This is a genomic window from Cytobacillus praedii (assembly GCF_001439605.1).
GTDB lineage: Bacteria > Bacillota > Bacilli > Bacillales > Cytobacillaceae > Cytobacillus > Cytobacillus praedii.
This window is the reverse complement of record NZ_LMBX01000041.1, coordinates 1-15,085: the sequence shown is the minus strand read 5'-3', so window position 1 is coordinate 15,085 and position 15,085 is coordinate 1. Positions and strand designations below refer to the sequence as shown.

At 35.4% G+C, this 15,085-nt stretch carries 17 protein-coding genes; 5 read left to right on the top strand and 12 right to left on the bottom strand.

All coding sequences use genetic code 11. The features are described from left to right. Window positions 1-78 precede the first annotated feature (78 nt). Window positions 79-306 (bottom strand): hypothetical protein, encoded by a 228-nt coding sequence (locus ASU02_RS24475; RefSeq protein WP_057768040.1) that lies wholly within the window; start codon window positions 304-306, stop codon window positions 79-81. A gap of 259 nt (window positions 307-565) precedes the next feature. Here ASU02_RS24475 and ASU02_RS24470 point away from each other — a divergent pair, with 259 nt between their 5' ends. Beyond that, window positions 566-1,072: a DoxX family protein gene (locus tag ASU02_RS24470; RefSeq protein WP_057768039.1), complete on the top strand. Its 507-nt coding sequence runs from the start codon at window positions 566-568 to the stop codon at window positions 1,070-1,072. A gap of 55 nt (window positions 1,073-1,127) precedes the next feature. Here the strand turns inward: ASU02_RS24470 and ASU02_RS24465 are convergent, their stop codons facing one another. From ASU02_RS24465 to ASU02_RS24445, 5 genes are all read right to left on the bottom strand, one after another. Beyond that, a complete protein-coding gene (locus ASU02_RS24465; protein WP_057768038.1) occupies window positions 1,128-2,795 on the bottom strand; it encodes a peptide ABC transporter substrate-binding protein in 1,668 nt (555 codons plus the stop codon). Between the two features lie 335 nt (window positions 2,796-3,130). After that, window positions 3,131-3,790, bottom strand: a complete 660-nt coding sequence (locus ASU02_RS24460; protein WP_057768037.1) for a TVP38/TMEM64 family protein — start codon at window positions 3,788-3,790, stop codon at window positions 3,131-3,133. Window positions 3,791-3,912: 122 nt separating this feature from the next. Next, window positions 3,913-4,299, bottom strand: a complete 387-nt coding sequence (locus ASU02_RS24455; protein ID WP_057768036.1) for a hypothetical protein — start codon at window positions 4,297-4,299, stop codon at window positions 3,913-3,915. A gap of 84 nt (window positions 4,300-4,383) precedes the next feature. Then, entirely contained in the window at window positions 4,384-5,781 is a 1,398-nt protein-coding gene (locus ASU02_RS24450) for a sensor histidine kinase (protein ID WP_057768035.1), read from the bottom strand. Then, a complete protein-coding gene (locus ASU02_RS24445; RefSeq protein WP_057768034.1) occupies window positions 5,778-6,452 on the bottom strand; it encodes a response regulator transcription factor in 675 nt (224 codons plus the stop codon). The genes ASU02_RS24450 and ASU02_RS24445 overlap by 4 nt, the downstream gene beginning before the upstream one ends. Window positions 6,453-6,632: 180 nt before the next feature. Here ASU02_RS24445 and ASU02_RS24440 point away from each other — a divergent pair, with 180 nt between their 5' ends. After that, window positions 6,633-7,262 carry a LysE family transporter gene (locus ASU02_RS24440; RefSeq protein WP_057768033.1) on the top strand — a complete coding sequence of 210 codons (630 nt, stop codon included), beginning with the start codon at window positions 6,633-6,635 and terminating at the stop codon, window positions 7,260-7,262. 35 nt (window positions 7,263-7,297) lie between these two features. On the opposite strand, the gene ASU02_RS24435 is transcribed toward ASU02_RS24440, so the two are convergent. Further along, window positions 7,298-8,650 (bottom strand): amino acid permease, encoded by a 1,353-nt coding sequence (locus tag ASU02_RS24435; protein ID WP_057768032.1) that lies wholly within the window; start codon window positions 8,648-8,650, stop codon window positions 7,298-7,300. 145 nt (window positions 8,651-8,795) lie between these two features. Between ASU02_RS24435 and ASU02_RS24430 the strand changes: the two genes are divergently transcribed. Continuing rightward, window positions 8,796-8,975, top strand: coding sequence for an H-type small acid-soluble spore protein (locus tag ASU02_RS24430; protein WP_057768031.1), 180 nt, complete (start codon window positions 8,796-8,798; stop codon window positions 8,973-8,975). Between the two features lie 69 nt (window positions 8,976-9,044). Here the strand turns inward: ASU02_RS24430 and ASU02_RS24425 are convergent, their stop codons facing one another. After that, on the bottom strand, window positions 9,045-9,257 hold the full coding sequence (locus tag ASU02_RS24425) for a cold-shock protein (RefSeq protein ID WP_057768030.1): 213 nt from the start codon (window positions 9,255-9,257) through the stop codon (window positions 9,045-9,047). Between the two features lie 351 nt (window positions 9,258-9,608). Here ASU02_RS24425 and ASU02_RS24420 point away from each other — a divergent pair, with 351 nt between their 5' ends. Continuing rightward, window positions 9,609-9,896, top strand: a complete 288-nt coding sequence (locus tag ASU02_RS24420; protein WP_057768029.1) for a DUF6509 family protein — start codon at window positions 9,609-9,611, stop codon at window positions 9,894-9,896. 42 nt (window positions 9,897-9,938) lie between these two features. On the opposite strand, the gene ASU02_RS24415 is transcribed toward ASU02_RS24420, so the two are convergent. The 4 genes from ASU02_RS24415 to ASU02_RS24395 all read right to left on the bottom strand — a co-directional run bounded on the left by ASU02_RS24415 (window position 9,939) and on the right by ASU02_RS24395 (window position 12,789). Next, window positions 9,939-10,346, bottom strand: coding sequence for a hypothetical protein (locus ASU02_RS24415; protein ID WP_057768028.1), 408 nt, complete (start codon window positions 10,344-10,346; stop codon window positions 9,939-9,941). A gap of 132 nt (window positions 10,347-10,478) precedes the next feature. Next, window positions 10,479-10,679, bottom strand: a complete 201-nt coding sequence (locus ASU02_RS24410) for a cold-shock protein (protein WP_053476597.1) — start codon at window positions 10,677-10,679, stop codon at window positions 10,479-10,481. Window positions 10,680-10,803: 124 nt separating this feature from the next. Continuing rightward, entirely contained in the window at window positions 10,804-12,261 is a 1,458-nt protein-coding gene (locus ASU02_RS24405; RefSeq protein ID WP_057768027.1) for a DEAD/DEAH box helicase, read from the bottom strand. Between the two features lie 327 nt (window positions 12,262-12,588). After that, the gene (locus ASU02_RS24395; protein ID WP_053476600.1) at window positions 12,589-12,789 is read right to left on the bottom strand and encodes a cold-shock protein; all 201 of its coding nucleotides are present in this window, start codon (window positions 12,787-12,789) and stop codon (window positions 12,589-12,591) included. 1,145 nt (window positions 12,790-13,934) lie between these two features. Between ASU02_RS24395 and ASU02_RS24390 the strand changes: the two genes are divergently transcribed. Then, the gene (locus ASU02_RS24390) at window positions 13,935-14,729 is read left to right on the top strand and encodes a nucleotidyltransferase domain-containing protein (protein ID WP_057768026.1); all 795 of its coding nucleotides are present in this window, start codon (window positions 13,935-13,937) and stop codon (window positions 14,727-14,729) included. The last annotated feature ends 356 nt before the right edge of the window (window positions 14,730-15,085 follow it).

Sequence of the window (15,085 nt, the reverse complement as noted above, 5' to 3'; positions counted from 1 at the left end):
ATAAAAAAAAAAAAAAAAAAAAAAAAAAAACACTAACGACTGTTAGTGCATTAAACAAATAATTATTAAAGTTTCCAATTATTTTTCTCGGACTACTTCTCCTCTTGCTTTTTCACGTTCTTCATTCCATAGCTTTATGTGAGTGAAGATCGAAAATAGAAGAAAAAAGTTCATCGCCCATACAGATACAAACGGTCCAATGCCACCAAAATCGATTGTTTGGTAGCTTTTTAATAACAATACTATATAGGCTTCAATGAAAACGAGGATAAATCCCCCAATTCCAGCAGCTGTTATCCGTATCAAACTTTTCCCTCCCTTCATCTAATTATAATTATTATAATCTATTTCCAACATATACTAAATGATTTAGCTCACTAAATTGTCATATTTTTTTAATTTTCTCTCTTGATTTTTATTTCTCATCATTAAATTAAAATGTTCCTAATATGTTCATAACAATTTTACGTATATGTGAATTTTATCACAAACATTAATTTGAGATTGATGTTTATGGTATTTTTTAGATGTAATCATTAAATATGTTTTGAAAGGAGCAAAATTTATGTTTATCAAATGGATTAGAGAAAGTCAAATTGCTGCAGGGATATTAACGATTATTCGCTTATATGTTGGCTATTCATGGATAACTGCTGGTTACGGTAAAATAACAGAAGGTTTTAATGCTGCCGGTTTCTTACAAGGGGCAGTTGCTAACGCATCTGGTGATCACCCTGCGGTTCAAGCATGGTGGGCGAGCTTCTTAGAAGGAATTGCAATACCCAATGCAGGTTTATTTAGTTTCCTTGTTGCATGGGGAGAGCTATTAGTAGGAATCGGACTTATTCTAGGATGTTTAACTACTGCTGCTGCATTCTTTGGAATATTAATGAACTTCTCATTCCTTTTTTCTGGCACTGTCAGCACAAATGCACAAATGGTTTTGTTAACTATTTTCATCTTAATTGCCGGATTCAATGCTGGGAAATTCGGTCTCGATCGTTTTGTTATCCCATTTGTTCGTAAACTGACAAAAGGTAAATTCTCTCCTGGGGAATCTATCGTTTCTTAAAGAAAAAGGCTGTCGAGACAACTCGACAGCCTTTTTGCTTTTATTTCCTATCCACTTATTCGAAATAAGCCCATTTATACTGAACATCACCTAGACCAGAAACTGCAACATCCTTTAAGTTGTCTGCCTGTACCCAGTTATTTGTGTAGAAATAGATAGGTGCAACTGGCATATCTTCCATGAATACTTTTTCAGCATCTTTTAATAACTGCTGACGTGCTTCATGGTCGCCTTCTGTCGCAGATTTAGCTAATAAATCTTGGAATTCTTTGCTTTCCCATCCTGTATCATTGTTACCGCCTGCAGCATCACGATACATTTCTAGGAAATTGATCGCATCGTTAAAGTCACCTAACCAGCCCATACGAGCTACTTGGTAATCTAACGCATGTACTTTATCTAAATATACAGCCCATTCTTGATTATCAAGAGTTACTTCAATACCAAGGTTTTTCTTCCACATATCTTGGATTGCTTGAGCAATCTTTTGGTGTGCTTCAGATGTGTTGTATGAAAGCACAATAGCTGGAAGCTCAGAAGGATCTTTAAAGCCAAGCTCTTCTAAACCTTTTTGTAAAAATTCTTTTGCAGTTTCAACATCATTATCTGGGAAATGTCCTTTTTCATTTTCAGGGAACATAGATGGCGGTACAATCCCCATTGCCGGTAATTGTGCACCTTGAGTAATATTATCAATTAATTCCTGACGGTTAATGGCATGTGCAAGAGCTTTACGTATATTTACGTTAGCAGTTGGTCCTTCAGTTGTATTGAACTTATAGTTGTAAACACCTGCAATTGGCTGTGTAATTAAACGTCCATCATCTTTAAGTGCCTGCATTGCATCCGTTGGAAGGGCACCTGTTGGAGCTCCTGCCCAGTCAAGCTCCCCATTATCGAACATTGATAATTCTGTGTTTGGATCATTAATCATAATCATTTCAATAGTTTCTAATTTTACAGTATCTGCATCCCAATATGTGTCATTCTTTTCAAGAAGAATCTTATCACTGTGAGACCATTCAGTCATAACAAAAGGTCCGTTAGACGTATAGTTATCACCAGCATCATTTGCCCATTCAGGGTTAGCTTCAGCAATTTTGCTGTTAACTGGCAGATAAGTATAGAATGCTGTTAACTCTAAAAAGTAAGGAGTTGGATTTGCTAGAGTTACTTCAAGTGTTTTGTCATCTTTTGCGACAACACCTACATCATCAAGTGACCCTCCATTTAGGTTTGCATCTTCCCCGCCTTTAAGATAATAAAGCTGGTATGCATACTCAGATTGGTTTTTCGGATCTAATGCCCATTTCCAAGCATATTCAAAGTCTTTCGCAATAACAGGGTCTCCATTTGACCATGTAGCATCACGTAAAGTGAAAGTATAAACTGTTTGATCATCAGAAACTGCAATTTTTTCTGCTGCAGCCTCTTCCGGCTTACCATCTTGATTAATTCTAGTCAAACCTTCAAACGTTTGGCGCAACACTGTTCCGGAAGTAGCATCCTTTGCTAAACCTGGGTGCAGTGAAGGTGGTTCAGTATTAATGTTTACACGTAAATTTTGTGGTACATCAGGATCCGCCTCAGAAGCATTTTCATTCCCGTCAGTCTTTTCTCCGCCTGAAGCTGGTTCATTGCTTTTGCCGCCACCACTACACGCAGCTAGGAACATGCTAAGAACGAGCAGCATACTAAAAAAGAACGATAATTTCTTATTCACAATTTTCCCCCCTATATTTAACTCAAACGGAAAGTACATTTTGTTATTCACTTAATACGCAACTATGTGCCTTATGTATTTTAAAGATTTGCTAGTAATTTAGTCATGCAGATTGCTAGCTTTAAGCACAATTGTAAATAAATAGTCGCGAATGATTAAGTTTTGTAACAATTTTGTAAAAGTCCGTCTGTTAAGATTATTATAAATAGTCGGAAAACTTTATGCAAGTAGTTTTCAAATTTTCGAAGGATCTGTCAGCCCCACCCACAGTTTGATTGGATAAAAACTGACAGATATACTATCTATGACCTTTGTCTTATATGCAATTGCGGGGTTTATTCTTGCTTTTGTCTTTCTGTATTTCTATTATTCTTGCGGTAGAATTTCTTGATTAAATAAAAGAAAAATATGAAGAAGAATGCAAGAATGCCTAAGACATATTCGTTTATTTCCCCTGAAAATAATCCCGCAGGTATAAGAGATAAAATTAAAAAATATATGAAATTACCGATAACAGTAGCTATCATGAATTCCTTTAATCGAATGGGGCTTAATCCCGCAGTTATATTAATAATACTCGTTGGAATAAAAGGAATCACTCTTGCTTGAAGGACGTACAAAAACCCATGTTTCTCTCCTAAGTTTATTAGTTCTGGCTTTACTTTTTTCAAAATCCAATCCTGAAATCCAAATCGGATGCAAAGGAAAACAATTAAGCTTGAAAATATACTCGTTATCCAGCTCCATAAAAAGCCATAAAATAACCCATATAATGCAATATTTAAAGAGATAACTATGATAAGCGGAATAATAGTAAATGAATTTTGGATGATCATGATAATAAAAGTGATGCAAAGCGTATAAAATAAATTTTCACCTAGAAAGGATGTAATTGTATCAATATCACCGGATTTTAATACGTGGTATAAATTAGAATGAAACAAGATAAAAACGGCGATGGCAAGTAATGCCAAAAAGATGATTAATTTATGCATTGTTCTTATAACGTCACCCCCAAATAAATCTCCATTGTAATTACCATCATCATATCAAATTTAGATGAATCCGATGTGGAAAAAGATAAAAAAGCACTTGGTCATCCAAGTACTTTTCTACCCTATTTTTCTTTTGTAAATGTTAATAAGAAAAAGAATACAAAACTAAGCAATAATACAGATCCTCCAATAATGTATAGGACTGTATTCACCGTAGGAGGAAGGAAATCAGGTTTAAATACAAAAAGAGTCATTCCACCAGTTAACCCGATTGAACCTGCAACTGCTGAGTAAACATGAAGCTTTGCCAGCAGCCCTATTTTTGGTGTAAATATTTTATAATAAACTGCCCATGCAAATATTGTTAACCAACCAACAACCAATACATGAGCATGAATTGGTCTAAAGGCATAACTGCCTGCCCCTGCCATATGTGATCCTAGAAATGCACCAATTAATGCAAACAATGCTGATAATCTTAACAGAAACGTACTATAATTATTGTTCATCAACTCATTCTCCCTCAATAAAATTATCACTATCTTCATAGTGTTAATTTATATAATGAATATGAACAGAAGATGAATGAAACATTACAATTCTTTCAGTTTTCCACTAACCTTTGGTAAACAAACTATAAACACAGTCCCTTTTTCCTTTTTACTCTCTACTTTTATTTCACCATGGTGCATCTCTATGATGGAATAAACGATAGATAAGCCCAATCCTGTCCCTTCAATCGTACGGGTTCTAGACGAATCAACCCTATAAAACCGATCATAGATTCGTTCTAGCTCTTTTCCAGCCAATCCAATACCGGTATCACTAAATTTAATTACATAGGATAAATCGCTTTCCGTGAGAGAAATGTCAATTTCTCCATTAGCAACATTATACTTTATTGCATTCGTTAATAAATTTTCCCAGACAGAATAAAGCAAAGATGGGTCCCCAGAGACATAGGTTTCCGGCAGAGTATAACTTATCATGAGTCCCTTTTCACTTAAATTCCATTGGTACTGCCTAATGACGTTTTTGATTTGTTCACTAACATCAAATCGCTTTACTTCCATTAATTCCTTTTTACTATCAATTGTGGATAATAATAAAAGCTGCTTTGTTAAATTGGATAATCGAGCTACTTCAGATTCGACTACTTCAAGATAGTGAATCTCCTCTTTATTTAATTTCCTTGTTTTTAATAGCTTTATATATCCCTTTATATTTGATAATGGGGATTGAATATCATGTGAAATATTAGAAATAAATTCTTTGCGCATTTCATTAACATTTTCAAGCTTGCTTGCCATCTTTTTAAAACTCGCTGCAAGGGCACCAATTTCATCTTTCTGATGAATAGAAAGTTTAATCCCAAAATGTCCATCTGCAATTAGTTGTGTTGCCTTGTTCAATTTACTGATTGGGTTCACTAGGAATTTTGTGCTAATCAAAACGAACATTATGCTGATTAGAATCATTCCAGCAACAAGCCAGCCAAACATAATATGCATTTCATTAAATAATAATTTAATATCTGGTCGGAGGAAAAGACCATATGACTTGTTTTTAAATTTTATCGGGACCCCTACTGTATTTTTTAATTCATTAGCAAAAAAACCTGTAACAAAGGTTTTATGTGGAAATCGAATAATCCCATGATAGATTTTCCCATTTAGTACTCCATCTATCGCTTTATCAGAAAGTTCACGTTCTCTGAATTCTGCACCATAAAAATCATTTACGCCTTGACCATCAGTTAAGTATAGCTGATAGCCAATGGATCCAAGATGTTCTAGGTATTCATTCAAATTTATTTGTTCATGTGAATGAAGAAAGTCTGATATCTCAGCTGCTATCTTTACCATTTTCAAGTCATTTTGCTTCTTTAAATGGTTCTGATAATACATATTTGTAAACAAAAATGAGAGAATACCACTGAAAAACATAATTAAAATAGTAGTGACAGCAAACTTCGAGTAAAGCGACTTCATTTGTGGGCCTCTAGAGAATAGCCTATGCCTCGGATTGTTTTAATGGATAAATCATCTGACGCATTCGAAAATCGCTCCCTTAGACGTTTAATATGTACATCGACCGTTCTCTCGTCCCCTTCATAATCCATCCCCCACACTTGTTCAATTAATTGACCTCTGCTAAATACTTGATTAGGACGTGAGGCTAAATAATACAAAAGTTCAAACTCCTTTAACGGCAGGATAATTGTCTTCCCTTTCCATTCAACCTCATAGCTTTTCTTATTAATCAGGATGGAACCGATTTTTATATTTGTTTCACCTGCTTTTCCGTATCTTCTTAGTAAAGCGCTTATCCTAAATAAGAGCTCTTTTGGTTCAAACGGTTTAACTAAATAATCGTCTGTACCAGATAAATATCCTTTTTCCTTATCTTCAATTTGACTTTTGGCAGTAAGTAATACAACCGGAATATCATAAGTCTTTCTAATTTCTTCTGTTAAAGTGTAGCCATCCATATATGGCATCATAATATCAACAATAGCCAATACACATGCATGCTTCTGAAGCAATTCCAAAGCATCTGCCCCATTAGCAGCTTCTATAACCCTAAACCCTTCCCTCATTAAGAGTTCTTTCACCAAATACCTTACATGCTGGTCATCATCAGTTACTAGTACCATTTGCATTTTCTCACCCTCTTTTGTTCATCTTTTCTATTTTAAAGAAAATTTTCATTTTACACCAATGGGAAATTACATTTCAAGGCAGCTTTGTTTCTTTACTGATTGCGAAGTACGAAATTGTTGTCGTACAAGCCCTTCACTATGAATAAAATGGGTAAAAACAGCATGTTAGGAGATGCATGTATGAGCATTTTTATTGGATACATTTTTCTTGGTTTATCACTCGCTGCACCGATTGGCCCAGTAAATGCCGCACAATTGGATAAAGGGATTAAAAGTGGGTTTTTTCATGCCTGGCTTGTTGGCCTAGGGGCGATGATTGCAGATATTATTTATATGCTAGCTGTTTTTCTCGGTATCGTTCACTTCCTAGAATTTCCTTTCATGAAGGCTTTTCTATGGTCTTTCGGTTTTTTTGTTCTCGTATATACAGGAATTGAAAGTTTAATCAGTGCAGGAAAAATCTCTTCAAATACAAGAAACGCCGAAGAATCAGTCATAAGGTCTTTTTTCTCCGGTTTTTTTATGTCCGTTTCCAACCCGCTGACCATCCTTTTCTGGCTCGGCATCTACGGCTCCGTTCTTGCAGAAACAGCTGCTAAATACGACCAAACTGAAATTGCCATCTACAGTCTCGCTATCATCATCGGATTATTGCTTTGGGATATCACGATGGCAGGTGTTGCCAGCAGTTTCAGAAGATTTTTATCAATGAAAGTCCTAACCGCCATTTCCATCCTATCTGGATTATCCTTAATTGGATTTGGTTTTTATTTTGGATACCAAGCAATACTTCTATTATTTTTCACCTAATGAATAAGAACTCCACTTTAAAATTAGTGGAGTTCTTATTCTTTGGATTGCTTTCTTTTTTTTATGAAATGCATAATCAAAAGGACAATTAGAATAAGACCGACAAATAAAATACTGACAAAAAATCCTGGTCTGCTTGACTTATGTAATAAAGTCCCACTGATTGCCGTTAGAATTAGAGCCATACCTGCAAATCTTTTAAAATGATCAAATCCTGTTGCCTTAATTAGCCTAGGAAATGTAACTAGGATAAAGAACCAATTATACAAAAGCATTAATCCTGCAGCAGTTGTAATATATTCATAAATACTATCCGGCATAACGAGTGATAGAACAATCGATGTTATAAGCCCTCCGATTGTTAAACTTAGTGCAAGAGGCGGCACCTTCAACTTTCCTTTTTTCGAAAAGATTTTCGGGGCATCCCCGTCCTCTGACAATGTCACTAGCATACTCGTAACAGCATATAATGATGCTGCCATTGTTGAAAACCCAGCAATTATTATCCCGCCATTAAAAACATGAGGAAAGAAATCTAAATTATATTTATCAAGGGCTATGACGAATGGACTTTCTTTTGTATTAAATTTATCCACCGCTACTAGACCCGTTGCCAATGCGAGGGAAATTAAATAAATAGTCATTAGGATCATTAACATAATCGTTCCTGATTTGCGCGCATCCTCTTTATTTTTTAATCTCGGTGCCATGATGCCCATAATCTCAATTCCGCCAAATGCATAAAACCCGTAGATGAGTGATGACCATAAACCCTTAACACCTTTTGACATAAATTCATTCATATCATTTGGAATTGTAAAATCCTTGCTGCTTCCACCAAACAAACCAAATAATACGGAAATGGCTAAAATAATAAACATCAAAATGGCTGCGATCTTGATAACTGCAAACACATTTTGCGCACGTTCAAATCCCTTCGTTCCAATAATAACTACGATTATGCCTAGGACTGCATAGCCTGAAGCAAAAATCCACAGAGGAACATTCGGAAACCAAAACCGTGAAAGAATTGAAAGAGCAGTTAATTGACTTCCAGTTATAAGCATTTCTGAAAACCAATATACCCACCCGCTGCCAAAACCTGCCCATGGACCATATGCTTTTTTAGCATAGGAGCGAAAAGATCCCTCTTGAGGATCCTGTGCAGACATTTTCCCTAAAGCATCAGCTACAATATAACTGCCTAATCCTGCAAGAAAAAAGGAGACAAGAATGGAGGGACCCGTCATTTTTATCCCAATTCCCGATCCTAGAAAATACCCTGTCCCAATAATACACCCAACACCTATTAGTGAAAGCTGCCACCATGCTAATTTTTTTCCATTCTTTTTTTCTCCTTGCTCTCCTGAACGCACTGGTATCTCCATCATTTCCCCCCATTCTATCCAAATTATTATTGAACGGAGAGCAAATGTTTATGTGCCAATCCTGTTAAATTAAAAATTCATTTTCATGAATAAAATAAGTAAACTAACTAAAAAATATAATGATTATTGATAAGGAGTGATCTATTTGGATAGTAAGCGAGTCAAACAAATCCTTTCTTCTTCCGCGGAAATTGAAGTAACATATAATGGAGCATCTGTCTGGATTGACCGGTTAAATGAGGACGGTAAAACAGCTACCGTTCACTTAAGAGGACCGCTAGAGGAACGATCTGACGTTGATATTACTGAATTACAAGAAGGGTAAAAAGTAAATGCCACCCTATTGTATAAATTGGGTGGCATTGTAAATTTCTATTTCTAAACGATCTGTATATCAGCTATTCGCATAAATGCTATTATTATTGACAACCTGCAATTCCTTCGTTGTTTCCCTCATCTCACTTTTGCAGATTGGACATGATGGTGTCTGACTGCTTTTAAAATTGTCTCTTATCCAGCAATTGCACTTCTCTGAAGTACATTCCCACACCTTTACTTCTTCCAATTTAATTTCTTCCGTATTTTTTCTTCCAAAACCCATTGCCATATTAGGCACCTCCTAAAGAGTATAACCCTTTTTTAAATAAAAAATAAAAACACCTGTTAAATAAAGGGACATAAAAATATCAACTCTAAATAACAAGTGAATTATGGGCAACTTATTTTAATTGTTTAGCTCATTAATTAGTATAACATAAATTCCCTGCATCGTCAAAATCTTATATCAGATACATTATTATATAAAGGAGAGAGGACAAATATTCCTCCATGCCTAAATTAAATTTTAAAAAATGAAAACCTTTTTCTTATTATGTGTAATACTATCCTATCCATAAGGGAAAGGTGTATAATGTTTTAGTTAAGTTCTGTTCACGCTTTAGAAGGAAGGATGAAACCTATGAAGATCTCGGGCTATTCTGTTGAACAATTAAATGACCCAACAGGCATATTAATAGGAGAGCGTTATGAATTCTTTTTAGATATTGAAGTAGATGAAGAAGATGAATTATTTTCAGAAAATGGATTGCAGCTGCGGATTCTATTTTATAAAAATGAAGAAGATAGCCGAATTATGAACTACCATTTTCTTGCTTCTGAAAAAATATTAGAGTTTGCACTTGATGAAGAAGAAGAACAAATCGTTACAAAATTTTGTAATGAACATCTGTCAGATACAGAAGAATAAAAGAGCAGGATTCACTGCTCTTTTTTTCTTCTGTATTGATATTTAAATTTCAATATTCTTCCCGTCTTCTGCAATATGGTACATTAAATGTGCTAGGTGATGAATCGGACTATATGCTTCCTCCGCATCTTCCTCCTCATCCTCATACTCCTCATTGAACTCAAGATCATTTAAATGCAAGGCCGCAAATTGGTAGAAATCTTTCAATTCAAATGCATAGCAGGCACTCGGGTCTTCGTTTTCTTCTTCATATTGAAGTACCATATAAGATTCGTTCCCACTTCCATCTATCGCGTCAAAGAAAATAAAAAATCCGATATTTGTATCTAACTCAAATAAATGTCTTGTTCCACCTTCAGTAAGCCTTTCGAAATCCTCTTCACTTAACTTTTGTACTTTCATTGCATCTACTTGGTCTTCTTTATGAAATTGAACTGTAAATTCCTTCATGCTCTTTCCCCCTTTTCTTAACTAATCTAACACAAATATTGAAGCATTCATATTATTACCTACATTCCATTGTTGAATCCAAATTAAAAAAGAACCCTAAAAGGGTTCTTTTTTTCGTTTATGGTTTAAGGGTTATGCTTTCGTTACATTAACAGCTTGAGGGCCGCGTTGCCCTTCTTCTATGTCAAAATGAACCTCTTGGCCTTCATCAAGTGTTTTAAAGCCTTCACTTTGTATTGCAGAAAAGTGCACAAAGACATCTTCTCCACCTTCAACTTCAATGAATCCAAAGCCTTTTTCCGAATTAAACCATTTTACTTTACCTGTTGCCATTTTCAAATCCTCCTAAATATTAACACTAACAGAACACAATAGTTATTCTGCATCTAATAGTATGCCTATTTATTTCGGATCTTATCCATTTAATTAGAATAAAAGTGAAAAGACAGCACAAGCTTTATTTACTGCTTCTTGTTCTATTTCTGCTTCTATCTCTTCGATCTCTTCCGCCGCCTGTTCCAGAAGTTCTTCCACGGTCTCTGCCACGATCATTATAACGCTTTCTATCTCCGCCACGGTCGCCCCTAGGCTTTCTTACGCGAATCGGTTCAACAGCTGTTAATTTAACTGGGGTTACATCCGGATCTTTTGTAAGCAGCTTTAAAGCAGCCGCTAGCAATGATACTGAATCTGTGTCCTCTAGCAATGACTCCGCTGTTCTTTTATAATCTGCATGATCATTATTTTCAATAACAGCCATTAATCGATTAATGGTTGCCTGCTGATTTCCAATAAGAACATCTTTAAAAGATGGAACTGGCATTTTTGCCATCTTGCTCTTCGTTACACTTTCGATAATTTTTAAATGATCAATCTCTCTTGGTGATACAAACGTAACTGCAAGCCCTTTTTTCCCAGCACGTCCAGTTCTACCAATACGGTGAACATAGCTTTCTGGATCTTGAGGGATATCAAAATTATATACGTGAGAAACGCCGCTAATATCAAGACCTCTAGCTGCTACATCAGTTGCAACCATGATATCAATCGTTTGTTCTTTAAAACGACGGATGACTTGATCACGTTTCGATTGTGGAATATCCCCATGAATTCCTTCCGCAGAATATCCTCGTTTAATCAGGCCTTCAACAACTTCATCTACACGTCTTTTAGTCCGTCCAAATACAATTGCAAGCTCAGGAGATTGGATATCCAGGAGGCTGCAAAGAACATCAAATTTTTGTTTTTCGTGAACTTCCATATAATGTTGTTCAATATTTGTAACAGTCATTTCTTTTGCCTTAATTTTAACTAATTCAGGCTCCTGCATAAATTTCTCTGCAAGTGATTGAATTCTTTTAGGCATTGTTGCAGAGAAAAGCATTGTTTGGCGTTCCCCTTTAATTTCACCTAAAATTCTTTCAATATCTTCGATGAATCCCATATTAAGCATTTCATCCGCTTCATCTAAAACAACCATTTTTAGGTTAGCGAGGCGAATGGTCTTTCTTTCAATATGGTCAATCAATCTTCCAGGAGTTGCAGCAATAATTTGCGGTCTATTTTTTAGTCCGCGAATTTGGCGATTGATATCCTGTCCACCATAAATTGGCAAAGTCTTAATTCCCTTTACTTGGCCAATACGATTTAGTTCTTCCGCAACCTGAACGGCAAGTTCACGTGTTGGCGCAAGCACTAGCCCTTGAACGCCTTCTTCCTTGCTAACTTGCTCTAATAAAGGAACACCGAAAGCTGTTGTTTTCCCTGTACCTGTTTGTGCTTGGCCGATCATATCTTTCCCTTTCAGGCCAATCGGAATCGCCTGTGCCTGAATTGGAGTCGGCTCCTCAAATCCCATATTCGATAATGCTTTTTCTAATTCATTACTAAGACCAAAATCTGAAAAAGTTGTCAAAGCAGTTGTTCCTCCTTATTTCTTATCTATTTCAAAGTTTTTCTAAAATCAATAGTTACGTTAATAGGTTTTCCAGTTTGCATCTCTTTTTTACATGTGTTTATTTATTTTTCCATTTAGACAACATTCATTAGAGCCTTTTTTCCAAATCGCTCCCGAGGAAAAAGTGAAATTACAATTCCGAAAAAGCAAACAGTGATTGGATTCTCTTTTGAGGAATAAATGAAGAATACAAAGTGGAGAACTCGAACAAATGTGTAAGCATCATATTTTTTAAACGTAAAAAAGTGATGCATGACTGACATGCATCACCTCATTTTTCAATGATTATGCTTTTTCTACGTTAGCAGCTTGTGGTCCACGGTTACCTTCAACGATTTCGAAAGTTACAGCTTGACCTTCTTCTAAAGTTTTGAATCCTTCAGATTGGATAGCTGAGAAATGTACGAATACATCTTGACCTTCTGAAGATTCGATGAAACCGAAACCTTTTTCTGCATTAAACCATTTTACTTTACCTGTGTTCATGAGATTACCTCCAAAAATGTGTTCACTATAAGTCTTTATTATATAAACTTAAACATAAAAAAGTCGTAGTACAATGAAATAGGAGAATAAACATCGCCTACATTTCATTGCAGCTACGACCACTTATCCATAAAATATATAACGAACTTTAGCGTTAATCTAATCATAAGGGCATACCCCAGATTTGTCAAACCTTTTTTATTTCATGACATCGAGTCATTCTTGCGATATATTCGAGATTTCATTTTCTTGTCTAGCGTAAGCGTCAAAGTATTCTTCGCAAAGACGTTTCGCAGATTTTTTAACCTAAAACAATGAAAGCCCTACCTCTCTTCCATCCTTACGGCTCCTAGGCCGTGCCAGCGGGAATCAGGTGTTACAAAAAATATAAGGGAAATTTTCACTCTCTCGTGATTTTCAAGTTATGTGTAAAAAACTGGAAGTGTAAAAAGCGAGGTCCTCTCTGTTTGTCAGAGGATGATTTAAGAAGAAATTCAACATAATCTGTTGTCCACAAAATTATTCTTAATTCCAAACCTATTGCGCAACTTTAATCAAAAAGAGCATAATTAAACTTATCAATAAAAAACAAAAAGTCGTTTTTCTAACAAAATGAGACATCTAATACAGTACCATTTTGACTGAATTTCACGACTTATCTTTATATCCCAAATACATCGATACTCAATATAACAAAAATAACCCTTAGTGTCAACAATTAATTTATAACTAGAGTATTATTTTATTGTCCATCTAAATTTTCACTCCCTTTCCAATCTAATCCTTGTGTTTATATAAGATTAAGGAGGAGAGTTATACTAATAAATATCGAAGGTCCCTTATTATCCCCCTATTATTTATTATATTAGGGGGATGCGCGACAGAGCCGGCAGCCAACCCTGTATGTGGTTTGATTTGACACTTAAAGATGGAAATATACTTTCTATCCAGAACAGCAAATCAAACCTCCCTATCCGAAAAAATCAGAAAACAAATGAAATAATGGAAAAGATTCGTTTAAAAAGTAAAGGATGTAAATATAAACAATAAGATGAACAACAGTACCTTCCTTCATTTTATGAAGGTATTTTATTATCATTGAAGAAAATAATTATAAAGGTCTGAAGAAAAATGGGGGATGAATGGTGGAAAAACATATTCAGGAAGTATTGAAACAAATTGAGATTGATCACAAAATAAAAATACTCTTTGCATGTGAATCTGGCAGTCGTGCATGGGGATTTCCATCTAAGGACAGCGATTATGATGTCCGGTTTATTTATATCCATCAAAAAAATTGGTATCTTTCTATTGACCGCGGCCGAGATGTATTAGAAATACCAAAGCATGACTCCATTTCAATTCCAATTGATGAACTCTTAGATGTAAGCGGCTGGGAGCTAACGAAAGCATTAAGACTGTTTAGAAAATCAAATCCCCCACTTATGGAATGGCTGCATTCAAGCATCGTCTATTATGAGGCATTCTCAACAAAGGAAGATTTGAAATCCTTAGCAGAGAAAGTATTTACTCCAGCCTCCTGTTTATATCATTACCTCAATATGGCAAAAGGTAATTATCGAGAGTATCTTCAAGGGGACCATGTAAAAATAAAAAAATATTTCTATGTACTCAGGCCAATCTTAGCAGCAAAGTGGATCGAAAAGAAAAATACACTTCCGCCTATTGAGTTTCAAAGATTAGCGGAGATATTATTGCCCTTCGGCGAGCTAAGAAAGGAAATTGATATTTTATTAAAGAGAAAAATATCTGGTGATGAACTGGATTTAGAACCAAGAATTGATCTAATTAATCATTTTATAGAAAAAGAACTAATCTATTTAGAAGATTATGCAAGAAGCTTGAACGAAGAAATGACAGATCCAACACAGAACTTAAATGAGATTTTCAGAGAAACTTTAGAGGAAGTATGGGGTTAAGCAAATGTTTATTTTAATGGCCCGTGCATTTTTCCCCTGTATTTCTTTTGTTTTCCGTCACCACGATCTTTTTAGGTGACTGGGTTTCTATTGCATCTTTTTGTTACCGTGATTGCACTTTTTTCTCATTCGCGGGCACGATTATCACCTTTTCGTTACCGTCATTGTACTTTTTTCTCGTTCGCGGGCACGATTGGTTCCTTTTCGTTACCTTCTTTGCACTTTTTTCTCGTTCACAGGCACCATTGGCATCTTTTCGTTACCGTCATTGTACTTTTTTCGATAAAGTCCATATAATTGTGTAAAAAGAAAGAGTCATTTTATTCACTCTTGGCAACACTGTTTTCAGCGACGAT